Source organism: Gardnerella sialicivorans subsp. sialicivorans (assembly GCF_056746795.1).
On sequence record NZ_JBWPXA010000003.1, the window covers coordinates 111,389 to 134,617 of the forward strand.

At 44.6% G+C, this 23,229-nt stretch carries 18 protein-coding genes and 1 tRNA gene; 16 read left to right on the forward strand and 3 right to left on the reverse strand.

What is annotated here, in order from left to right:
• Window positions 1-5: 5 nt before the first annotated feature.
• The 9 genes from sufC to AC1EKB_RS02785 all read left to right on the forward strand — a co-directional run bounded on the left by sufC (window position 6) and on the right by AC1EKB_RS02785 (window position 8,899).
• Complete coding sequence (gene sufC / locus AC1EKB_RS02745) at window positions 6-782, forward strand: Fe-S cluster assembly ATPase SufC (protein WP_004131884.1); 777 nt, start codon at window positions 6-8, stop codon at window positions 780-782.
• A gap of 244 nt (window positions 783-1,026) precedes the next feature.
• On the forward strand, window positions 1,027-2,952 hold the full coding sequence (gene typA / locus AC1EKB_RS02750) for a translational GTPase TypA (protein ID WP_004574694.1): 1,926 nt from the start codon (window positions 1,027-1,029) through the stop codon (window positions 2,950-2,952).
• A 21-nt stretch (window positions 2,953-2,973) separates the two neighbouring features.
• The gene (locus AC1EKB_RS02755) at window positions 2,974-3,408 is read left to right on the forward strand and encodes an alcohol dehydrogenase (protein WP_481248780.1); all 435 of its coding nucleotides are present in this window, start codon (window positions 2,974-2,976) and stop codon (window positions 3,406-3,408) included.
• A gap of 84 nt (window positions 3,409-3,492) precedes the next feature.
• Window positions 3,493-4,491, forward strand: a complete 999-nt coding sequence (locus AC1EKB_RS02760; protein ID WP_481248781.1) for a prephenate dehydratase — start codon at window positions 3,493-3,495, stop codon at window positions 4,489-4,491.
• Window positions 4,485-5,597 (forward strand): prephenate dehydrogenase, encoded by a 1,113-nt coding sequence (locus tag AC1EKB_RS02765; protein WP_481248782.1) that lies wholly within the window; start codon window positions 4,485-4,487, stop codon window positions 5,595-5,597. The genes AC1EKB_RS02760 and AC1EKB_RS02765 overlap by 7 nt, the downstream gene beginning before the upstream one ends.
• A 394-nt stretch (window positions 5,598-5,991) precedes the next feature.
• Window positions 5,992-7,011 carry a site-specific tyrosine recombinase gene (locus tag AC1EKB_RS02770; protein WP_481248783.1) on the forward strand — a complete coding sequence of 340 codons (1,020 nt, stop codon included), beginning with the start codon at window positions 5,992-5,994 and terminating at the stop codon, window positions 7,009-7,011.
• 63 nt (window positions 7,012-7,074) lie between these two features.
• A complete protein-coding gene (locus AC1EKB_RS02775) occupies window positions 7,075-7,914 on the forward strand; it encodes a ParA family protein (protein WP_004113420.1) in 840 nt (279 codons plus the stop codon).
• A gap of 182 nt (window positions 7,915-8,096) precedes the next feature.
• Window positions 8,097-8,351, forward strand: coding sequence for a DUF4160 domain-containing protein (locus tag AC1EKB_RS02780; protein ID WP_481248784.1), 255 nt, complete (start codon window positions 8,097-8,099; stop codon window positions 8,349-8,351).
• 107 nt (window positions 8,352-8,458) lie between these two features.
• Window positions 8,459-8,899, forward strand: a complete 441-nt coding sequence (locus tag AC1EKB_RS02785; protein ID WP_415693835.1) for a helix-turn-helix domain-containing protein — start codon at window positions 8,459-8,461, stop codon at window positions 8,897-8,899.
• Between the two features lie 223 nt (window positions 8,900-9,122).
• Here AC1EKB_RS02785 and AC1EKB_RS02790 read toward each other — a convergent pair whose 3' ends face one another.
• Both AC1EKB_RS02790 and AC1EKB_RS02795 read right to left on the reverse strand, forming a co-directional pair.
• Entirely contained in the window at window positions 9,123-9,455 is a 333-nt protein-coding gene (locus tag AC1EKB_RS02790; RefSeq protein WP_481248785.1) for a DUF6725 family protein, read from the reverse strand.
• A 111-nt stretch (window positions 9,456-9,566) separates the two neighbouring features.
• Window positions 9,567-9,854 (reverse strand): type II toxin-antitoxin system RelB/DinJ family antitoxin, encoded by a 288-nt coding sequence (locus tag AC1EKB_RS02795; RefSeq protein WP_481248786.1) that lies wholly within the window; start codon window positions 9,852-9,854, stop codon window positions 9,567-9,569.
• 1,124 nt (window positions 9,855-10,978) lie between these two features.
• Here AC1EKB_RS02795 and AC1EKB_RS02800 point away from each other — a divergent pair.
• From AC1EKB_RS02800 to AC1EKB_RS02815, 4 genes are all read left to right on the forward strand, one after another.
• Window positions 10,979-15,934, forward strand: a complete 4,956-nt coding sequence (locus AC1EKB_RS02800; protein ID WP_481248788.1) for a Rib/alpha-like domain-containing protein — start codon at window positions 10,979-10,981, stop codon at window positions 15,932-15,934.
• 89 nt (window positions 15,935-16,023) lie between these two features.
• The gene (locus AC1EKB_RS02805) at window positions 16,024-17,898 is read left to right on the forward strand and encodes a SpaH/EbpB family LPXTG-anchored major pilin (protein ID WP_481248789.1); all 1,875 of its coding nucleotides are present in this window, start codon (window positions 16,024-16,026) and stop codon (window positions 17,896-17,898) included.
• Window positions 17,899-18,203: 305 nt separating this feature from the next.
• Entirely contained in the window at window positions 18,204-19,376 is a 1,173-nt protein-coding gene (locus tag AC1EKB_RS02810; protein ID WP_481248790.1) for a class C sortase, read from the forward strand.
• A 341-nt stretch (window positions 19,377-19,717) separates the two neighbouring features.
• Complete coding sequence (locus AC1EKB_RS02815) at window positions 19,718-20,455, forward strand: Abi family protein (RefSeq protein ID WP_415693841.1); 738 nt, start codon at window positions 19,718-19,720, stop codon at window positions 20,453-20,455.
• A 193-nt stretch (window positions 20,456-20,648) separates the two neighbouring features.
• Here the strand turns inward: AC1EKB_RS02815 and AC1EKB_RS02820 are convergent, their stop codons facing one another.
• A complete protein-coding gene (locus AC1EKB_RS02820) occupies window positions 20,649-20,951 on the reverse strand; it encodes a nucleotidyltransferase family protein (RefSeq protein ID WP_415693842.1) in 303 nt (100 codons plus the stop codon).
• Window positions 20,952-21,149: 198 nt separating this feature from the next.
• Between AC1EKB_RS02820 and AC1EKB_RS02825 the strand changes: the two genes are divergently transcribed.
• The 3 genes from AC1EKB_RS02825 (at window position 21,150) to AC1EKB_RS02835 (ending at window position 23,174) form a co-directional block, all read left to right on the forward strand.
• Window positions 21,150-21,983 (forward strand): GTP pyrophosphokinase, encoded by an 834-nt coding sequence (locus AC1EKB_RS02825; protein ID WP_481248791.1) that lies wholly within the window; start codon window positions 21,150-21,152, stop codon window positions 21,981-21,983.
• Window positions 21,984-22,241: 258 nt separating this feature from the next.
• Window positions 22,242-23,003 carry a Bax inhibitor-1/YccA family protein gene (locus AC1EKB_RS02830; protein ID WP_415693844.1) on the forward strand — a complete coding sequence of 254 codons (762 nt, stop codon included), beginning with the start codon at window positions 22,242-22,244 and terminating at the stop codon, window positions 23,001-23,003.
• 86 nt (window positions 23,004-23,089) lie between these two features.
• A tRNA-Ser gene (locus AC1EKB_RS02835) sits at window positions 23,090-23,174 on the forward strand.
• Window positions 23,175-23,229: the final 55 nt, after the last annotated feature.

Sequence of the window (23,229 nt, forward strand, 5' to 3'; positions counted from 1 at the left end):
GAAACATGTCAACTTTAGAAATTAAGGATTTGTACGCGTCTGTAGAAACAAAAGAAGGCAAGAAGCAAATCTTAAAAGGCGTAAATCTTACAGTTAATTCTGGCGAAACGCACGCGATTATGGGTCCGAATGGCTCTGGAAAGTCTACTCTCGCATACACTTTGGCAGGTCACCCAAAGTACGAAGTGGATTCGGGTCAAGTGCTTCTCGACGGCGAAGATATTTTGAAGATGACTCCAGACGAGCGCGCAAAAGCTGGTCTGTTCCTTGCGATGCAATACCCAGTGGAAGTACCAGGCGTGTCGATGACGAACTTTTTGCGCACAGCAAAAACAGAAGTGAGTGGCGAGGCTCCGACTTTGCGCGCGTGGGTTAAAGAACTTAACGAGGCAATGAAGCGCTTAAGAATGGACCCAAAGTTTGCGTCTCGCTCTGTAAACGAGGGATTTTCTGGCGGCGAGAAAAAGCGCGCGGAAGTTTTGCAACTAGAAATTTTAAAACCAAAGTTCGCGATTTTAGACGAAACTGATTCTGGACTAGATGTGGATGCTTTGCGAATTGTTTCGGAAGGCGTAAATCGTGCCAAAGAAAGCACTGGTTTAGGCATTATGATGGTTACGCATTACACGCGAATCTTAAAGTATATTAAGCCAGATATTGTGCACGTTTTTGCGCAAGGTCACTTTGTAAAGACGGCAGGACCAGAGCTTGCGGACGAGCTGGAAGAAGAAGGATACGACAAGTATTTGCCAGAAGGCGCCAGCGAGTCTGCTATTGCTTGAATCGACCTGCATGAGCGCTTAAAGCGTAGCGCGCGAATGCACTTCGATTCGCTGAGCTTGCTCAAAGTTGAAAGCACAGTGTGCTTTCAACGCAAGCGAAGACGTTAGCGCGCTTAGACCGCGCTAACGATGCAAAACGATGTTTCGAGCTACAAAATGCGTCAACATCTCTCATGTAATGGCGTGTCTAAAGTCGCGAGTAAACTCGTTTAGGTTTGGCTAAATCAAATGGAAGAGGTTTGTAATGACTGTTCGCGGTGATATTAGAAATGTGGCAATCGTAGCGCACGTTGACCATGGTAAAACAACGCTCGTAAATGCCATGCTTCAGCAGTCGCACGTATTCTCCGAGCGAGAAGAAGTGCCAGACCGCGTAATGGACTCCAACGACCTCGAGCGCGAAAAAGGCATCACCATTCTTGCCAAGAACACGGCCGTGCAATACACTGGCCCTCTTGCAGAAAAGTACGGTCATCCAGAGGGAATTACAATTAACGTAATCGATACCCCAGGTCACGCCGACTTTGGCGGCGAGGTGGAGCGCGGCATCTCTATGGTTGATGGCGTTGTGCTTCTTGTTGACGCTTCCGAAGGCCCACTTCCGCAAACTCGATTCGTTCTACGCAAGGCGCTTGAGGCAAAGCTGCCAGTGATTTTGTGCGTTAACAAAACGGATCGTCCAGATGCGCGTATTGACGAGGTTGTTAGCGAAGCTACAGATTTGCTTCTAGGCCTTGCACAAGACGTTGTAGAAGAAGGAATTGACCTCGATATTGATTCGCTTCTTGATTTGCCTGTGATTTATTGCGCTGCAAAAGCTGGCTATGCATCCTTGAATCAGCCAGAAAACGGCGGTTTGCCAGACAATGATAATTTGGAGCCTCTTTTTGACTCCATTATTTCCAACATTCCAGCGCCAGAATACGAGGAAGGCGCGCCTCTTCAGGCACATGTTGCAAACATCGATTCCTCCGACTTCCTTGGCCGCTTAGGTTTGGTGCGAATCTACAATGGCATTTTGGAAAAGGGCAAGACTTACGGGCTTTCTCGCGTAGACGGCTCGATTGAAAACTTCCGTGTTTCCGAGCTTTTGCGCACTCAAGGCTTGGAGCGCACTCCTGTTGCATCTGCAGGCCCTGGCGATATTGTTGCAGTTGCAGGCGTTAACGACATTATGATTGGCGAGACGATTGTGGATCAGAACGATCCAAAGCCTCTTCCATTGATTCACGTTGACGACCCAGCTATCTCCATGACTTTCGGAATTAACGATTCGCCGCTTGCTGGCACAGAAGGCAAGGATCACAAGCTTACAGCGCGCATGATTAAGGATAGGCTTGATCGCGAGCTTATTGGTAACGTGTCTATTAAGGTTCTTCCAACAGACCGCCCAGATGCTTGGGAAGTTCAGGGTCGTGGCGAGTTGGCGTTGGCAGTTTTGGCTGAGCAAATGCGTCGCGAAGGCTACGAGCTTACAGTTGGTCGTCCTCAAGTTGTTACTAAGACGATTGACGGCCAAATTAACGAGCCTATGGAAAACACTACGATTGACGTTCCAGAAGAATACATGGGCACTGTTACGCAGCTTATGGCGGATCGTAAGGGTCGCATGGATTCTATGAGCAATCACGGATCTGGCTGGATTCGCTTGCAATTTACTGTTCCTTCTCGCGGTCTTATTGGTTTCCGTACAGCTTTGCTTTCTGCAACTCGCGGAACGGGTATCGCAAGCTCTATTTCTGCAGGCTACGCGCCTTGGGCTGGTCAGATTGTAACTCGTCAAAATGGCTCTATGGTTTGCGATCGTAAGGGTGTTGCTACTCCTTATGCTATGCAGCGTTTGCAAGCGCGTGGCGTGTTCTTTGTTGATCCGCAAAGCCCTGTTTATGAAGGCCAAATCGTTGGTATTAACAATAAGCCAGACGAGTTGGATGTTAATATTACGCTTGCTAAGCATATGACTAATATGCGTTCTTCTACAGCAGATGTGCTTGAGACTTTGACGCCACCAATTAAGATGAGCTTGGAAGAGTCGCTTGACTTTGCTAACGAAGACGAGTGCGTGGAAGTTACACCTGAGTCGATTCGCGTGCGCAAGATTATTTTGAGCCGTGATGAATGGTATAAGTGGCGTGCTAAGCAGCGTAGACAGAACAACAACGCTGCGTGATTGCTTAAAATATTCCTCAAAATGATGTTTAACATAAAGTCGCATTCTGTGCTATTTGCTAGCAAGTGTGCGGCTTTATGCGTTTTAGCGGCATTTTGCGCGGTTTTGGGCACTTTTGCGCACCGAATGGGAGCTATGTACGGCTTTCCGTACGGTCTTGTAATCGCGCTTTTGCTTGTTACTTTGAGCGCGTGTTTTGCTCGTATGCTTTGTGGCATGTTTGGCTTGATTTTGCACGCAATTGTGTGTTGCTCGGTTGTGTGGATGATTGCGCTTGGATGGTTTAGGATTTTTGGAGCGTTTCGAGGCGTGCTTGTTGCCGTTGGTTTTGGCGTGGATAATCTTCCGTGGATTGCACAAAATGCTGGATATTTTTGGCTTTATGGCATTATTGTTGCTCACGTAGTTTTGCTTTGTATGCCGAATAAATTCTTCATTATTTCTGGCGCTAAATAAGTGGCGCTAAATCAATGTAAGGTAGTCTTACTTATAGTCTTAGTCTTAAAATCTTACAATCTTAAAGTAGTTTGAGGAATAGTCATGAATAGCAATAAGAATAGCAGTAGTGACCGCAAATTATGTTATTTAGGGCCAGAAGGTTCTTTTACTCATCAAGCGGCTTTAAAAGTTAAAGAGCACTGTAAATCGTTAGGTGCTTTGCGTCTTATTTCAACTGCGTGTGAGAATATTTGTAATATCGCTAGCAAAATTGAAGATTGTCACGATTTAGGCATTATTGCGTGGGAAAACAATATTGAAGGCGTAGTAATACCTAATTTAGATTTATTAATTGATGCAAAAAATATGGTTGGCATTGCGCTCGTGGGTGTTGATATAAGTTTTGATGCTGTTGTTTGCAAGTCGGATTCAATCGATAACTGTTCGACTATTGTTGCTCATCCTCACGCGTTGGCACAATGCCGTAAGTTTACTCAAAAGCACGGCTTGAAAGAAAAAACTGCGTCTTCAAACGCTGCTGCTTGTAGGGATTTAGCACCTGGCGAAGTTGCTTTGTGCCCTAAAATTTGTGCTGATTTATACAATAGGCAGATTGTGAGCGAAGCTGTTGAAGATTTTTCTGGCGCGCGAACTGAGTTTTTAGTGCTAGCTCCTAGAGATGAGGCTTTAAGTTTTGTTAATATGCAGCGCGAAAGCTATTCATCTTTTTCTTCGATTATTGCTTTTATTCCGCGTTCTACAGGTGCTGGAGTATTAGCAAATTTGCTTGATGTTGTGCGCGATCATGGTCTTAATATGACTTCTTTTATGTCTAGGCCGATTAAGGGTCAGGATGGTTTATATAGTTTTATTGCAACTGTTGATTCTGCTCCTTGGGATTCTACGTGTAAAGCTATGATTCAAGAAGTTGTTAAACATGGTGATTGGGTTCGAGTTTTAGCAGTGTACCCTTCTGATAATCGCAAGAATCCAGTTATGAATGATTGGATGCTGCCAAATGGTGGAGTGTGCATTGATGTTTCGGCTGATGCTTTGAGTACTTTGAATGTAATGCGTGCAGAAAGAGAATTATTATGGTAGAAGATGCTGAATTTTCTCAAAAATTTTCTGTTGGTATTGTTGGACTTGGGCTTATTGGCGGCTCAATCGCAAAGCGTTTGGTGGACACTGGCTCTTGCAAAGTGTATGCGTATAATCGCCATCAAACAATGTACAGCGAGGCGAGGGCGCTTGGAATCACTTGCGTTGAAAGCGTTGCGGATCTTGCGCGTATGCAGCCAAATGTTTTGATTTTGTGCAATTCGCTTGCATCTATGCCAGAAGTTCTTGGCGAGATTTCGCGCGGAATCAACAAGCAGCGCACTACTTTGACGGATGTTGGTAGCGTTAAAGGGCTTGTGCGCGAGCAGGTTAAGGCAGTGGGGCTTGGCGATTGTTATATTGGCGCGCATCCTATGGCCGGAAGCGAGTTTACGGGTTGGCAGGCGTCGAGCGCGGAGTTGCTGCGCGGCGCGCTTTGGGCAGTTAGCGTTGATGAGAGCAGCGATTTTTGGCGATTTTTGGCGGTTTTGCGCGTGATTGTTAATCTGTGTGGAAACCGCGCGCTTGTGTTGAACGATTCTATACACGATGCTTCTGCGGCGCTGATTTCACACATGCCGCACGTTGTTTCTACAGCGCTGGCGAATGTTTTGTGTGAAAGCGCGAATCGCAATGTTGCGTTGCAAATGTCGGCTGGTTCTTGGCGAGATATGACGCGAGTGGCGCTTACGGACCCGAATCGCACGCGTGCGATGGTTGCGGAAAATCGGCGAAATGTGGCGGATTTGCTGGGGAGCGTTATTGCGGAGTTGAGTTTTGCTAAGAAGATGCTTGAGGAGAGCGATGAGTGCAATGAGCGCGATGAGCGCGCGTTTTTTGCTAAGGCTGATTCTTGGCGCGAGTACAAGTATAAGGAGCGCGCGGCGGCTTTCGATGAGTCTGGCGATTCGCGTGATTTGGCGGCGGTTGCTGGCGATTTGCGCGAGCTTCGATTTGCGCTTGATTGCCCAGGTGATTGGCAAAGTAAGATGATTCAAAGCGCGCAAAACGGTGAGCAGATTGTTGGGGTGGCGTTTAGCGACTCTGCGGTTGCTGGCGATGAGTGCGCGTCTCGCATAACACTTCGCCACGTCTCAACTCTCTAATCGTTTTGCATTTCGCTACAATCGAACGCCGAATTTTGTACAAAGTCGAGCGAAGATGTGAGCGATATTCTTTGTTTGGTGTTGCGCGAGGTTTGAGTATTTCTCTCCTCGCAAGTGACGCGCACTTTTACGTATAGCTTATGAACGTTAATATTCTAATGTTTTAGGTTGGCGCTATTTATTGCTCGTAGAGAAATACATCAAACCTTCTGAATATCTAGAACTTTTGCGTATCTTGCATCACCGAGATTCTCGGTTTTTCTTCTTCATTCGATGAATCACCATCAAAGATGCTGAGGTTCATCTCATTCAGTGCGAAAAATCTCGAATCTCCACCGCGTTTGGTGGTGTTTTAAATTCGAAGTGGTAGATTCGAGCGGCATATAATTAACATATGACCGAATCGCAGCAATCGCCATTTTCCCTAAAAATTCAGCAATTTCTAAACCACATAAGCGTGGAGCGTGGGCTTTCTCCCAAAACCGTTGAAGCCTACGAGTCGGATCTTACAAAATACACGAACTGGCTGCGCGAATCCCAAAAAATCAACGATGTTAACAAAATCACGCAACTAGACATCGAAGAATACGTGCGCGCAATGTCATCACAAGCAATGGCAGCGCAAAACTTAGGCCCTCGCACGATTGCGCGGCGAATCGCAAGCATCCACGAGTGGAACAAATTCATGCTTTCCAACGCGCAAATCGCAAGCGATCCTTCTGCAGAAGTCAAAGCGCCTAAGCAGTCGGAGCATCTTCCAGACGTGCTCAGTATTAGCGAAGTTGAGCGCGTAATCGATGCAGCTGGCGGCTTTGGCAGCACGGATGCCGTCTCGCTGCGAGACCGTGCGCTCGTGGAATTTTTGTACGCTACGGGCGCGCGCGTGAGTGAAGCGGTTGGCCTAAAATTCGAGGACATTGATTTAGCGGAATCGGTTGTGCGTCTTAGCGGCAAGGGGCAAAAGCAGAGGCTTGTGCCCCTTGGAAAGTGCGCGGTTCGTGCGTTGCGCGATTATTTAGATAAAGCTAGGCCGATTCTTGAAAGCCGCGCGCAAAAGTCGCCAGCAACCGCAGAGTTACAACTCAAATCGCCCTTAAACTCATCTTCAAAATCCGCGTCAAAATCCGCAAATTCTCACATGATTTTCCTAAACAAACGCGGCAAAGCGCTATCTCGCCAATCCGCGTGGGAGGCTATCTCGCACGCTGGCAAGATGGCAAAAATCGGCAAAGAATTGCATCCGCACACGCTTCGTCACTCCTTTGCAACGCATTTGATTTCGGGCGGCGCTGATGTGCGCACGGTTCAGGAGCTGCTTGGCCATGCGTCCGTTACAACAACGCAAATTTACACGCATATAAGTCCAGACGCGCTTATGGAAGCGTATGTTATGAGCCATCCGCGCGCAAGGTAGGGGTTATATTCGCCGCCGCATCGCGCAAATCCACTGAACATACCTTTTGATAGACTGGAGCGTATGCCTACTGATTTACTTGGACGCGAATATGAGACTTTCCGCGCGCCAGATGCGCTTACAACGCACGGTCCTGCGCGCATTATTGCTATGTGTAACCAGAAGGGTGGCGTTGGTAAAACAACCAGCTCCATCAATATCGCTGGTGCGCTGAGTCAATACGGTAGGCGCGTTTTAATTGTTGACTTCGATCCGCAAGGCGCTGCAACGGTGGGGCTTGGGATTAATGCGAACGCGCTTGATAACACTGTTTACACGGCGCTTTTTGATTCTTCTGTAGACGTGCACGATGTGATTCGCCACACGGCCACCGAAAACATTGACGTTATGCCTGCAAACATTGATCTTTCGGCAGCCGAGGTTCAGCTTGTTACCGAGGTTGGTCGCGAGCAGATTTTGGCTGGAGTGTTGCGCAAGGTTCGTAACGAATACGACGTTATTATTATTGACTGCCAGCCTTCGCTTGGCTTGCTTACCGTCAACGCGCTTACGGCGGCGGATGGCGTGATTATTCCTGTTGCTGCGGAGTTCTTTGCGCTTAGGGGCGTGGCGCTGCTTATGCAATCGATTGAAAAAGTTCAGCACCGAATTAACCCAGATTTGCAAGTGTTTGGCGTGCTCGTTACTATGTTTACGCGCACTTTGCACAGCGAAGAGGTTTTGCAAAGGATTTACGAGGCTTTCCAGGGGCGCGTGTTGCATTCTGTGATTTCGCGTTCGATTAAGCTGCCGGATTCTACTGTTGCGGCGGTTCCGATTACGATTTTTGCTCCTGAGCATAAGACTGCTAAGGAGTATCGCGAGGTTGCGCGCGAGCTTATTTCTAACGGCGTGGTTGAATAGCGCTTTGCGCGACGACCTGCCTTTTCGCTTAGACTGTGCGAACGATATTTCCGCTTTTTGTTGTTGATTTTGCGGTTTTGAGCCACAAAGTCGGCATACATCAAATATCACTGTATCGTGATATAATTATCAATATGATTTAATGAGGAAAAGAGAAATCAGAAAAAGAAAGAGGGGTGAATGTGCCTGTAATTTCAAGGTTTTATGGGATTGTTATACGAATGTATTTTGCCAGTGCAGAGCATAATCCGCCGCATATTCATGCTATCTATGGTAATTATGTTGCTGCTTTAGATATTCAATTATGCAAAGTCATTGACGGATATTTGCCAAGGAGAGCAGAGTGCATGGTGATTGAGTGGATGACAGTTCATAAAGATGAGTTGATTTTTATGTGGAATACTCAAGAATTTAAGAAAATAGAACCGCTAAGTTGATATGTGTAGTTAGCTAGCAAGTTGATAAAGTACTAAAAAATTAGTGCGTTAAAGCACATTTGAGGCAGCAATATTAGCTAGGCGATAAGTGCAACAAAGGAGAAAATATGAATTTCCACAAGATTAAAGATGTAAAAGCGTGCGCAAATATGAGGCTCCTCGTGCATTTTGTAAACGGAATCGTTAAAGAATATGATGTGCATAATCTGCTGCGCAAGTTTCCAGCGTTTAAAGCATTGGAAGACGAAGAGTTGTTTAATAAAGTTGTTGTGGATACGGGCGGATATGGCATTATTTGGAATGATGATTTAGATGTTTCTTGTGATGAGTTGTGGAATAATGGCGAGCAGATTAAAACGCCATTTGACAATTTAATGTCTTTTGCAGATGCGAGTGATTTGTGGAATTTAAGCGAGTCGACTCTTAGAAAAGCGGTGTCGTATAAGAAACTTGTTAAGGGCGTTGATGCTCAAAAATACGGCAAACAGTGGATTGTTACTCGTAGTGCGATGGTACGAGAGTATGGGAATCAAGTTGGTGTCGATTAGAGTTACAAAATGCGTCAATTGACGATTGCATGTAGTGCGATTGCGCGACGACCTGCCTTTTCGCTTAAAGCGTAGCGCGAAAAGGTAATTCGGAGCGCCGAGCTTGCTTAAGGTTGAAAGCACGGTGTGCTTTCAACGCGAGCGAGGACGTTCGCGCGCTTAGACCGCGCGAACGACGACACGCTGTATTTTAGGTACAATCGCACTACATGGCTCGCGCAGATTAAATGCGATGTTTGCGCTCGGGTATTGGCTTTAGCCTTACGATTGTGCGCGCGTCGATGAACATTTCTTGCTCGGGTCGGCTTCCATTTGCGGCCGCGTCGCGCATAAGGTGCAATGTTGCGCCGTCCCAGCTGATTACGTGACCAATCGCGTCGTGGTATTCGATTTTTTGTGTGTGACTGGTTGTTGGAGTGCTTGCTGTTATTGGCGCGATTCCACTTGTTTCTGCGCTGGCGTCGTCTGTTTGAGCACAGCCATTGTCTGTTTGTATGCTGCCAGCGGTTTGCAATCTTTCGCCGCTGCCTAATTGCGCGATTTTGTACGTTCGCACAACAATTCGCGCGCCAACTGGTATAAACTCTGGCAGAATCTGCTGCCTAATTAAGCTGCTCGTAGTTTGCCTCCGCGTTATTCGTGTCTTTGCGTTTTTTGTGTCTTTGCGTTATTTATCGTCGTAGTGACCTTTGCAATTGTGCTCTTCAAGCTTTATTGTGCCATTTTTAACGCCATCAATCTGCGATTTCAAATATGCTTGATTTGACGGTTCGTAAAACGGGTCTAGCGAAAAATCTAACGGTATCCTCTTTTCGCGACCAATTGTTTTAATAAACACGTTAAGCGCTGCGCTCATAGAGATTCCGAGTTCTTTGCAAACTCGTTCTGCGTTGAGTTTGTCTTCTTTCTTTGCTCGAAAGTTTACGTTTACTACGTCTGTTGTTGCTATAGTCATCTTGGTTCCTACTCTTATGCTTTTGTGGGGAGTTTTGTACTTTTGCATAAATATATACGACAATTATATATGATGTAACGTAAATGTCATTAATAATGCAAGTAATTGTTGATGATTTTGCGGTAATTCGCGCGCGCCAACCTGCCGGAGCGCTTGAAGCGTAGCGCGCGAAGGCAATTTGGCGCGCTGAGCTTGCTTAAGGTTGAAAGCACGGTGTGCTTTCAACGCAAGCGAAGACGTGAGCGCGCTGTAACGCGCGAACGACGACCTGCCTTTTCGCTTTGATGTTGTGCGTTTGTATTAAAAAACACCGAAATCAGGTACAATCGCACTACATAGCTGGCGATTTGTGGTCAGCGCGCATTTGAGCCACAAGATGTTGTGGTTTTGCGACACGCGGGTCATAAAAAACACTTCACCTACTACATAAAAGTATTCGGTTATTATCGCGTATTCAATAGATTTTTTGTAAAAGTCAATCATTATAAAAACTTTTACGTATTTTGAAATTGTATAGTATTTTAACTTGCAATTCGTTAGGGGGGGGGTATAAATGTTAAAGGCTTTGTTTAAAGCTGCGCCTTGCTATCTTGTTTTTTGCGCGCGCGTTTAGCGTTGCAAACGTTGTTGAACGTTGTTTAGCATTTAACGTTAAAAGGTGGCCGTTTGGTTGATAGTTTTTCGGCGCTTGCTGAGTTGACATGGTTGTTTTCCTGTCTTCTTGCACTCGCTGAATGTTTTTGAGTACTTGATTTATTGGGTGCTCTACCCATTTTTGGGCGTTACGCTCAAATGCACAAGACAAGTAAGAACGAAGAGTAACGAAGAAGAACTAAGAACAAGCTGCATGGAATGAGTTTATGCAGTTTTGTTGGGGTTACCACGATATTCGCGGTGCCAGAGAAGGTGAGTAGACTATGTTGCCAGCAGGGTTACGTGGATTCGCATCACGAGTGGGTCGTCTTGCGTCGCGCGCTTTTGCTTGGAATAAGGAAGGCGCCGACTCTTGTTCTGCCGCCGTTGTCTCCGACTCTGACTCACTCTCCAGCACCGCTGCAACAACCGCCGCTCGCACCGCACATCCAGCCCGCACTTCCCGAACCCTACTCCGCGCGCTCTTCGCAATGATCCTCGCCGCCGCCACGCTTTTCGCGACTTTTGTTGTGCCGCCTGTAAAAGAAGCAAATGCAACTCAGGCTTGGTGGGATTACGCTGGCAATGGATATTTTACTGATGGTGACTATTGGGTTGGTGATGCTGTTCGTGATGTTTCTATTAGCTATCCTAATATTCAATACAATCAGTGGGATAGTGATTATGGCAAAAGTGGAACTAAAATCAGTTGGGATATTACCTTCAATGCGAATGGTATGGGATTAAATTCTTTATCTTTCAATGTGCCTCCTAAAGGAAATGCAAAGTCAGATGGTTCGCCGTGGGATGGTAGGCCAGATTTGACAGTTTTTCTTCCAAAAGGTCTTAGGGATGGTGATGCTTCGCATCAAAGTTCAGTTCGCGTAACTCGCACTGCTGTTACGAGATATTTTGTAAAGAAAGAAGGAGAAGAAGGTCATTGGGAATTTAAAAGAGAAGTAAAATATAATAGTCAAAGACCAAGTGAATTTACTAATAGTGCTAAGCATAATTATACCTACGCTGATGGCGATTATTATTTTAATGAGGCTTGGAAATACTCGTTAGGTAGAGAAAAACTTGGTAAAAGCGATGATGCTACCTGTGGAGACCCCGAAATTAGAAAGAAATACAATTTTTGTGAGATTCGTAAGTGGCGAGGCAATCCGAATAATCCGAATGATCCCAGCAATAAATTTGGTCGTGTATTTCTTGATTGGGCTCAGAGTGATACAACTTTCTCTTATGAGTGGCATATAGAAGCATTTGTTGAAGATGGTGTTAATCCAGAAACCTTACCTATTATTGCTGGTTGGGATGCTAATACAACTGGTGTGGGTGCAGGTTATTGGGGGAATAGTACACGTAACAAGTGGGCTGCTATGGGCCCATTTGATACTGATGGTGATGGTATTCCTGATTACGTTGAGCATCAAGTAAAAATGGATCCGACAAATGGTGATGAGATTTCATACCCTCAATACAATAGTTCGGATGATAAAAAGTATGGGCAAGATAATATTCCTATTACTACATATCATCGCCCTGTTACAGTGAAACCGTTTGCAAGAACCGGTGAGTGGGAAGGTAATTCTTCGAAGGGCAGTTTTGAATACGATGGTGGTACGACTACTAATTTGCCTACCAATCTTGGCATAAAATATGAGCTTACTAAAAAAATTCCTAGTGGTGTAAAAGTAGTTAATTCTCCATCGAATATGCCTGAGGGCTCTGTGTATATTGATAGCAGAACTGGTCATGTAACTTATAACCCTAGAAAAGAAGATAAGGGCAAAGTTCTGGAATTTGGAACAAAAATTACTTATCCTGATCCTTCTCGATACCCGTATAACTGCAAGTATTATGATCGTGGTTCTTTCGCTACGGAGAAGCACACAACTAAGATAAAGGTTGTTTCGCAAGCATCGCTGTACAACCCTGTTTACACCCCAATTAATCTGACAGAAAAAACTGGCGATAATCAGGCTAGTGTAATGCCAATTGTTTACGCATCTGTTAAGAGCGTGCGTGATAATTCTAAGAAGAATGCTGATATTATTCAGACTGGTAATCTCCCTAACGATGCTACTTTTGAGCTTAAGCAGTATGTAAATGGTAAGAATGAGAGCGATCATGTTCTTGATTGGAGCAGTATTGAGAATAAGGATTTACATAACGGCAAAGTTCGTTTTTATTCCAACAAGTGGAGAGAAGTCGGTAAGTATCATTCACCAGTGATAGTGACTTATGCTGACGGATCTAAATCTACAGATTCAACTGCTGGTAATGCTGATAAGAATGGCGATTTCAAAAAAAGCGTTATTTACGCTACTGTTAACGTGAAACGTCCAAATCCTTCAAATCCTTACATTATTATGAATATTCATAATGGTGTAGGCGGTACTAATTTAGGAGATAATGGAACAGTTTACGCTGATATAAATTCTCCGCTTAATCCAGGCTTGTGGATTGATTCGTGGTCTAGATATAAAACTGGTCAAATTTCTTTGAAATCCTTGTGCTGGAAGGAAACTACAGGCAAGGGCGGTAAAGTAGAAAAGAAGGATTACACCTTTAGTAATGTCGGAGAAGATAGTACTAACTCTTTTAGCGGATTAACTTTTAAGCAAACTGAGAAATGGGCTCATGCTAGTGACAAAGATCAGCAGTGCTGGATTAATGGTAGATCTTGCAACCGTCAGAGCCAATTATATGATGACGACCAATACACTATTGAGCGTTCTCGTGGAGAAATTAAAGGAAGTCCTAATAAGGGTGGTAAGTACGTTTGTCGTGTGTTTGCGTTGAGTGATGGCAGCGATGCTAAGAAAAAATTCGACGCTTTTGTAAAAGAAAACAAACATGATTTTGCTTTGCCAACAGCTAGTAAAAATACTGAATGGGTTTCTAAAGACGTTAATATTGTTATTCGTTCACTGGCGCATAAGTATAACCCACGTTACACAAAGGTTGAAGTGCAAGCTGGCGGTAAAGCAAAGTCTGATGCTCCAGAAAGCCATCGTGGTGCTAACGGTGTAGATAAAAACGATAGCAGTCAGAATGATTTGGTGCAGGATGGCACTTCTTTGCCAAAGGGCACATGGTTTGAGCTTAAAAAGTACTCTAAGCATAAGAAATCAAAAGATAAGCTTGACTGGTCCAATTTCGAAGGAAAAGACAGTAATAAGAAGAAGGATGATAATAAGCCAGAAGATACTAAGACTGACACTAAGTATGGTCAAGTTACTTTTGCACCGCGTAAAAATACTCCTACTGATGACTATCTTGTTCCTGTAATTGTACATTATTCAGACGGTTCAACTTCAGAAGATGATGATTCTGGTAACAGAGGTATGCCAGTGTACGTTCCTGTGAGCGTGGTAAGTAAGCCAGTTACAGGAAAAGACTTGAAGTTAAATGTTTACTCTAATAGACAATTGAGCAGACATATTTCTGATAATGATAGTGAAGGTATGCGATTCCGAAAGGGTGATGAACTTAGGGATTTAACTGATGCAGAGAGCAAGGATAGTAAGAAAATTCCTGCCAATAGGAAAGATCCAATGTTCTTCGACTCTTGGTCAAGTACTAAGCAAGGCAAAATCTATCAGCATATGCTTTGTTATGAGATAAACCAGAAAACTGGCGCGCGTGAAAATTATAAGTTCGATGAAGTTAATGGTTTAAAGCTTGCTGGTAGAAAAGGCAACAAGGATAACGGAGCCTTTGAAGATGGGAATCCTTCTCAGTGGACTAGGTCAGAAAAGACGCGTCAGCAGTGCAATAAAAACAATAGTTGTAATAATGATCTTTACCTTTATGGCGACGAGCGTGACACGACTGAGCGTACTCGCGGTTGGTTGCATGGAACAGTTGAGAAAAATGGTGATTTTGTTTGCACCGTGTACGCTATTAAAGACCTTGAAAATAAAGGTAAACATGGTGGATTACAAACTAAGTTTGAAAAAGCTGTAAAAGGTTTTATAAATAATCAGTCTGGTAGGACTTTAGAAAAAGTTATTAATGGAGTTTTGACTAATAAGGAAGATAAAGAAAATCCTCAAAACAATACTATGAGGCATGTTGATTGGGAGTCTGTAACATTCCCAATTCATGTGCATAGTGACGCTCACTACTACAACCCAAAGTATCTTCCCGTTACTGTAAAAGCGGGCAATAAGGTTACTACCGAAAAACCTAAAAGCGCTAAGCCAGAAATTGGTGGAACGGCTGGTGGTATTACAGATTCAGGTCAAATGTATAAGGATATGAAGGTTGGTGACTTGCCACAAGGCACAAAATTCAAACTTAAGCAATATAAAAAAGACAATGAACATAAAGTTATCCCATGGTCATTTATGAAACAGTCTTCTGGAATTGGTTATAGTAACTCTGGCGAAGTGACCTTCTATCCAGATGTGACCATTAGTGCTAAAGATTATGAGACTCCAGTGGTTGTTACATACCCTGATGGTTCAACGTCGGAAGATGAGGATGCTGGAAATCAGGGCAAGCCTGTGTATGCGAAGGTTACAGTCGAAGGCTTAGATCAAAGTAATCTTCAGCTTAAATTGTACAAAGATAAGGATCCGCAAACTGGCGAGCCGATGAATGGTGAGTTGAAAGATAGGCTGTATGTTATGAATGGCATATCGTTGCTTAGAAAGCCGTTCATTCGCACTTGGAGTTTGACTAGCAAGAATAAGCTTAACCTTCGCATGCTGTGCCACAAAGATCATACAAGTGGTAATTGGACCAGCGATGAAAATCAAAGTGTTGTTTATATTCCTGGCAATGGTAGTAAATCTACTCAATGGAAGTTTGCTAACGAAGAGCAGCAAATGAATTGTCGCGAACGAGGGAATTGCAATGCTGCACATACACTTTATGGATTCATTAATGATCAGAGTGATGTGAATAGTGTTAAGAACGCAATCGCTAGAACAGAAGATATTGTTGACGGCACTCCAAAACAAACTGGCGACTATAGTTGCACAGTGTTTACGCTGGATGATGCTGCGCTGAATAGGTTCAATACTCTTGCTTCCGATAATACTTTTATGAGGAATCCTTCTAATAATGATGCTCGTAACTTAATGAATAATAATTTTTTGAAGCAGGGAACTAATTGGGATAGACTCACGTTCAATATTACTGTGGTCGAACAATTTAAGCTGCCGAATACGGGCGGGGAAGATTGCGTGAATTGGAACATGCTGATGAGCGTGGTGTGCGTGATTGGTACGGGCGTGATGGCAGCTGGGTTCTTCCTTGATCAGACCAAGTGGGGGCGCGCGATGCTTGAGGCGTTGCTGCGTAAGGCGCTGGCGCATATGGCGTTGTTGCGTAAGGCGCTGATGCGCAATGTGCAAATTAAAGATTTTATCTGCAAAACTGCCAAAAAGCTTCGCGCTTTAAGGCGACGTAGCGAAAGGTGGCGATGCTGATGAAAATTTTCTGCAGCGCAAAAACTGCAGTATCAACGTTCCATGTGTCGGGAATGACATTACGCGTTACACAGTGATGTTACACAGCAATGGCAATTATGCCGAAGCATGGTTCGGATTTAATCTTGCTGCGCGCGGCGCAAATCGTAGCCGCCAACAGAGTTCATGCGGCTTGCAATGGCTCCGCCGACCGTGCGCAACACAAAACAGAAAACTTATCTCTTAAAACTGCTCGAAAGGGCAATAAACAAGGAGAAATTATGAACAAGATAACTAAGCAATGCGTGGCCGCAATCGCCTCGCTCGCGATGGCTGGCACGCTGTGCGTTGCTGGCGCCGTGGTGGCTGGCAGCTCCGCTTGGGCTGATGATGGGACCGTCTGCGATACTTCTAAGGCACCATGGGCTAAAGACCAAATCGCCAACTGCGTTGGTTCCATCGAGATCACCAATTATGAGGCATCAGAATATCTTGTCGATACCCTTCTTCCTGGTGCTAAGTTCAAGGTACAAAGAGTTACGAAGCTTTCTACCTCTGATACCACAAGCACAGACCTCAAAGATTACAAGAATTGGGAAGCTCTTGCCACTAAGGTGAAATCTCTTAATGATAATCCTAATCCTACAGGCATGGAATTTGATAGCAATGCTACGCAAGAAGGTACTACTGGTTCCACAAAACCAAATAAGGGTGTAGTTAAATTCAACAATCTTCCTTTCGGCCTTTACAAGGTTGAAGAAACCGAGGCTGCACCTGGTCACTCTAACGACGTTACACCGTTCTACATGACGATTCCAGAAATCATTCATGAAGCAAATAATAAGGTTAATTATAGGTACAATGTATTTGTATTTCCAAAGAACCAGAGCCTTGCTGGTAAGATTACGAAGACTCTTGTTCATGGAGACAATGAAACATCATTCGTGGGTAAAAGCGATACCATGACCTACAAGATTTCTGCTGCTATTACTAGTAACACCGCTACAGAACGTTCGAATTGGACTAAGGATGATCTGAAGGGATACACTGTATTCGATCAGGCTCCTGATTATGCATTCACTTCCTTTTCGGAAGATAATGTTAAGTCTGTAAACTTAGTTTATACAAACAGCAATAAAGTGAAAACAACTACACAATTGACAGGTAAATATAGTGTAAGCCTCGAAGAAATTAGAGATGCTACTGGTACGAAAGTTGTAGCACATCGTGTTAAAGTTTCTTTCGATGGAGCAAATGGTGGTTTAAATGATATTGCAAACGCAGCAAAAGTTGATCCTGACGCAAAAGTTGAAATTGAGTTTGCGTTCGCGATTCATGATCCTATGGACGTCTCTGAAACTAGTTTCACCAATAAGTCTGGTTTTATTCAGGGACAGGGCAAGAATAAGCCAGCTCCTACCCCAGAAGTTTCAGACGATAAAGGTTCAACGGTTACGTCCAATTACGGCTATTTGCAGGTGAACAAGTACGATGGCACCTTTAAATCAACTGATAAGAATACTGATTCGGTTAAGCCTAAGCTCGCTGGCGCTAAGTTCAAGCTCTTCGCTAAGAAGGCTGACGCTGATAAGTGCGCTGCAGATACTTCTGCAGATGAATGCAAAAACGCTTCAAAGGTTGGCGAACTCACCACTAATGAGAATGGTATGTTTGAAAAACCTGTAAAGGTTGTTATTGATAGTGCAGATCATCCGTTCTACATTGTTGAGACTGAAGCTCCAGCTAATTATGAGCGTGATCATCAGGCTCATGAAGCAACTGTTCTTACAACTTCCACTGTGTCTAGCCCTACATCCGTTGACATTGCTAACTTGCCAACCAAGGATAATGGTTCTTGGTTCAAGCTTCCAAAGTCTGGTGCTGCAGGCGTGATTATCTTTGCGTTGGCTGGCGTGTGCTTGGTGTGCTTCGGCATCTTCGTCTTCATGCGCAACCGCAAGAAAGATGAAGAGCAGGCTGCGTGATTTGCTTACTTTAATCAGCAAATCATAAGTGATTGAGTCTATAAAGATTAAATCTATAAACGATTGAGTCTGTAACGATTGAGTCTGCATAAATTGAGTCTAGGAGCAAAATCCTAGACTCAATCCTATGTAGCCTGTTTGAGCTACAAAATCTGAAAAATCGCTCGCGCGTTACGCTTTGAGCGCGAAAGCAGGTCGTCGCGCCTGCTCTTATTCCTTTTTATCCCGCGTTTGTTCCCTTTTTGGTCGATTTGGGGAACAAAATCGGGAATTACTTCATTAAATAGCTTGAGCTTGGAGGAGTTATGAAGCTAGCCGATATTAGCAATTTGTGCCGCTCATTGATTGCGCGCGCTGTTGCTAAATTGTTTAAGAATAAGGCGAAGCGTACCTCCAGTGCGGCTGGCGCAAGCAGGGTGGCTGGTGTTAGCGATGTGGCTGGCGCAAGTGGTGTGGCTGCGGATAAGTCGCCAGCAACCGAAGAGCAAACTCCACGATCCAACTCAAGCCAAAAAATAAACCAAAATACACTTAAAACTAAACAAACAACTAAAAAAATAACTAAAAAGAAAAGTACACTGATGCGCATTCTAGAGCCGATTGCGCTGGTTCTTGCGGGAATTCTGTGCTTTAGTTACCCTGTGTGCTCAACGCTGTGGAACAATCACGTTTCTAAGGAGATTTCCACTGCGTACGATAAGTACAACCACGACCAGGCTGGCGATGTGCGCCGCGCACACATTCGCGCTGCGAAGCGCTATAATGCAACGCGCAAGGATATGCTCACGCGCGATCCGTACGGCGGCGACGGTCAGGAAAGCATAACTAACACGCCTGCGTACAAGCGCTACCTTAAAACGCTTGAGGAGCCGATGGGCATTATTGGCATCGTAAAAATTCCGAAGATTGGCGTGAAGTTGCCGATTTATCACGGTAGTTCGCAGGAAGTTTTGGCGCATGGCGCGGGGCATTTGTATGGCACAGATTTGCCAGTTGGGGGTAAGAATCGTCATGCGGTGGTGACGGCGCATACTGGTTTGGCGAATGCAACAATGTTTGATGATTTGGTGAATTTGAAGAAGGGTGACTATTTTTACTTTGACGTGCAGGGGGAGACCTTGCGATACAAGGTGTTTCGTATAAACGTAGTGGATCCGCACGATATAAGCCTTCTTCAGCGCGAGAAGGGGCGCGATTTGGCGACGCTGCTTACGTGCACGCCGTATGGTGTGAACTCGCACAGGCTGCTAGTGACTGGCTATCGCGTACTGCCGGATCCTGTTGCGGCGCCAGAGGACCACGTGCAATGGCCGCTTTGGATGACGCTGTTTGTTATAGCGGTGATATTCTCGGCTGCGATTCTTTCCATGATGATTACGGCGGCGGCTGGTAAGAAGCGGCGTAAGTGGGATATTCGCGGCAAGCACATATTGCGCGACGACCTGCCTTTTCGCTTCGAGCGTAGCGCGAAAAGGTAATTCGGAGCGCTGAGCTTGCTTAAGGTTGAAAGCACGGTGTGCTTTCAACGCAAGCGAAGACGTTCGCGCGCTGTAACGCGCGAACGATGCGTGGCGAGATTAAACTGCGCTAGCGATATTTCCCGAGTTTGTAGCTTTTGAGTTGCAGAATGTGAATAAAGCAACTGAGCTCTTGTCCAAAATGAACAAGAGCTCAATGAAATCACGTGTAGGAGCAACCTACACAGGTTTGTCAATTCTATCACACTCCATAACTATTTGTATTTTTACAATCATCTTGCGCAACTCATTTTGTGATTGTATTTCTGCGTTAAATATCAAACTAGATGTACAATGTCTTAATGGCTGTTAATACATCTTTTATATCTCTTCAAGAAGCGCAACAATTCTGCGGCGTTGCACGATTTGAACGTTATATGCGCGATGCGAATAATGATGTGAGCACAGCCATGCTTATATGCAAATCAAATCATGAATTAGCAGGAATATTACACGAGCAGATTGGATACGTAGAAATATGCGTGCGTAATTCAATTGATTTAGAGCTTCGCAAACTTGCATTGCAAGAAAAGCAAAATGAAGCATGGACTAATCCTCTATATACGCCAGATTTAGTTAAAGACTTAATAAAAAATCAAATCAATGAAGCAAAAAAAATCGCAGTTCACGCTCATGCTGGTAGCAGTGTAACTCATGATGACATTTTATCTAAACTCATGTGGGGAACGTGGGTAAAACTTATTGGATCTTCTGAAACAACAAAAAACAATCTCATACAGCAAAAACTTTGGCAAATATCTATATGTAACGCATTTCCATTTGTGAATGATTCCAAGAGCAATAAAAAATATGATGAGGATAGGAAGACAATAGCAAAAAATCTTATTTATATTAAAGAGATTAGGAATAAAGCAGCTCATTTTGATAATCTATACAACATAGCTAAAGGAAAGAGAAATCTTACAAACGCATTATTTACGCTACTTCATTCAGTTAATAAATCATTTACGAATGGCTGGATTGATTCTGCGAAAATACGTAAAGCTGCTAATAAGTATTTAGAACTAATAGATGGTTGAGTAAAACTTCCCGCTTTTTGTTGTTGATTTTGCCGTTTTGAGCTACAAAACGCGCGCGGACTATTCACACAATTTGGAATATTGGCTTTGCGTTAATCGTTGTTACGAACGCTTTTCGCTGAATTTCCGCATCTTCGTCCGCTAACGGCTGAGTTACGTAACTTTTGTTAACTAGGTCGATTTTTCTGCCCAATCAATCGGCGAGTGATCGCATTAGCTCTTGTTTGCGCACAATTCGCGAGGTTTCGCGTTCTAAGTTCGATTCGTCTTGCAGTTCGTATATAAAATCTACGTCTGAGTTGCGATTGGCGGTTCCTTGCGCAACCGATCCGAATAGATACAGTGATTTTACGCCGAGTTTGCGTGCGATTGGAGCACAAAGTTTTTGCACGACTAACGGGGTTAGAGTAGGAGGGTAGGCCAGCTTTGTGCTTTTTGAGATTTCTGCATATTTCGCAGATTTCGCTGGATTTGCAACTGTTGCATTAATTGCCATTTTTCCCTCCTTGTGCGCAAATAATTGTTAATTTTGACTTGATGATACCTATATATAAGTTTATACGTTTGCGCGACGACCTACCTTCGCGCTCAAAGCGTAGCGCGCTGTAACGCGCGAACGACACGACCTGCCTTTTCGCGCGTATTCTCAGGCGATTATCAGACTTATAACAAAATTGCGAGTAAAATAAAAAACGTGATACTTGATCGTCATAATCGTTTAAATTTGGCTGAACTTTACGCAAGCTTGCAAGGAGCAGGCGATGGTGGGGCACCAGACGCCGCTGCGGCAAATGCAGAAGCCGCGGAATCTGCGGAAAAGTCGCCAGCAACCGCCGACGAAAAGTCCGCGCAAAAATCACCTATAAAAAGCGAAACGCCGCATCTTCCGCCCGAGCAAATGGACGAATTTGTAAACATGATGCAAGTTTACGAAGGTGCGATGTACGAAATTAGCACGAAGCTGGAGATTTTGGACGGCGAGTTTCAAGTGCGATTTTCGCACAACCCCGTGCATCATATGGAGCGGCGACTAAAATCCGTGCACTCGATTTTTGAGAAGCTGCGCCGCAGAAACCTAAGCATATCAACGCGTTCGATTCGCGACAATCTGTTCGATGTGGCTGGAATCCGCGTGATTTGCAACTATCGCGACGACGTGTACGCGGTTGCGCAATACCTTTCCAAGCAAACGGATATTCAGGTGCTGCAGGTTAAGGATTACATTAAAAACCCAAAGCCGAACGGGTACCGAAGTTTGCATGTGATTTACGCTGTGCCAGTGTTTTTGTCGTCGGGCGCGCATTACACGCCTGTGGAGGTGCAATTCCGCACAATTGCAATGGATTATTGGGCAAGTTTGGAGCACGCGTTGCGTTATAAAGCGGATTTGCCTGACGCAAAGTTGGCGGAGCATTCCAAGACGCTGCTTGAGTGTGCGCAGAATTTGCAGGCAATTGAGGCGCAAATGCAGGGGATTCATCGCGATATTAATGGTGCACCGCGCGTGGAGGATGCGCCTGAGTCGTAACAAGCTAATGCGCGACGACCTGCCTTTTCGCTTAAAGCGTAGCGCGAATCGACTTGCATGAGCGCTTAAAGCGTAGCGCGCGAATGCACTTCGATTCGCTGAGCCGCTCAAAACAGAAGCACTGCTTCTGTGCGGCGAAGACGTTCGCGCGCGTAGACCGCGCGAACGACGACCTACATCTCCGCTTTTTGTAGCACGACACGCATAGTCGTACAAATGTACTATAATTAGATATTTAATAAGGATTTAGGAGGATTTATGGGAGATTTTGGAAATTTTAATGGCAATTATGCTGGCGATTTTGCGCAAAACCCAACAATCGTTGACGCGCAGGCTACTTATGTGCGCGAGCACGCTGAGCGAGTGAGTGTGCGTCGAGTTTACGCAGAGATGACCGTTGGATTAATCGTTACAACGCTTGTGGCAATGTTTACGCAAAGTACGGGTGCGCTTTACTCTTACTTGTATGCTACGGGTAGGTTTGGTTTCTTCGGCATTATTATTGCGCAAGTAGTGCTTGCTGTTGTGCTTGGAATGCGCGTTATGAAAATGAGTGTTGTGGCAGCTCGCGCACTTTTCTATGCATATGCTGCACTTACAGGCTTTACACTTAGCACGATTTTTACTGTGTTTAGCCTAGGCTCTATTGCAATGGTTTTGGCTTTAACTGCTGGATTCTTCCTGTGCCTTACAATGCTTGCGCTTACTACAAAAGTGAATATGCTTAAGGCTGGCCCGATTCTTATGGTGGCTTTGTTGGTGCTGTGCGTGAGCCAGGTAATTCTTATGTTTGTTGCTCCAAGCGCTGGAACAATGCGACTTATTGCTGCGATTGCTGTGTTGATCTTTGCAGGTCTTACGGCTTACGATGCGCAGAAGACTCGTGCGATTTTTGAAGCTTATGCTAATCAGCCAGAAATGATTAAGCGCGTTTCGATTATTTGCGCGTTTAATCTTTATTTGGACTTCATCAACATGTTTGTATACTTGCTAGAGTTGCTGGGAAACAGGCGCGACTAGGTACGGAGTCTGCGCGTTTTTCCTGGGGATTATGGTAAAATATACGCTTGTGTGCTTTGCGTGCTTATAGTGCGACTAGCGCACATGGATGGGTGTCCGAGTGGTCTAAGGAGACGGTCTTGAAAACCGTTGTAGGGAAACCTACCGCGAGTTCGAATCTCGCCTCATCCGCTTTTAGAATTCTATTAAAAGTTAAGTGTTAGCGACTTTTTACATACTTGTATAT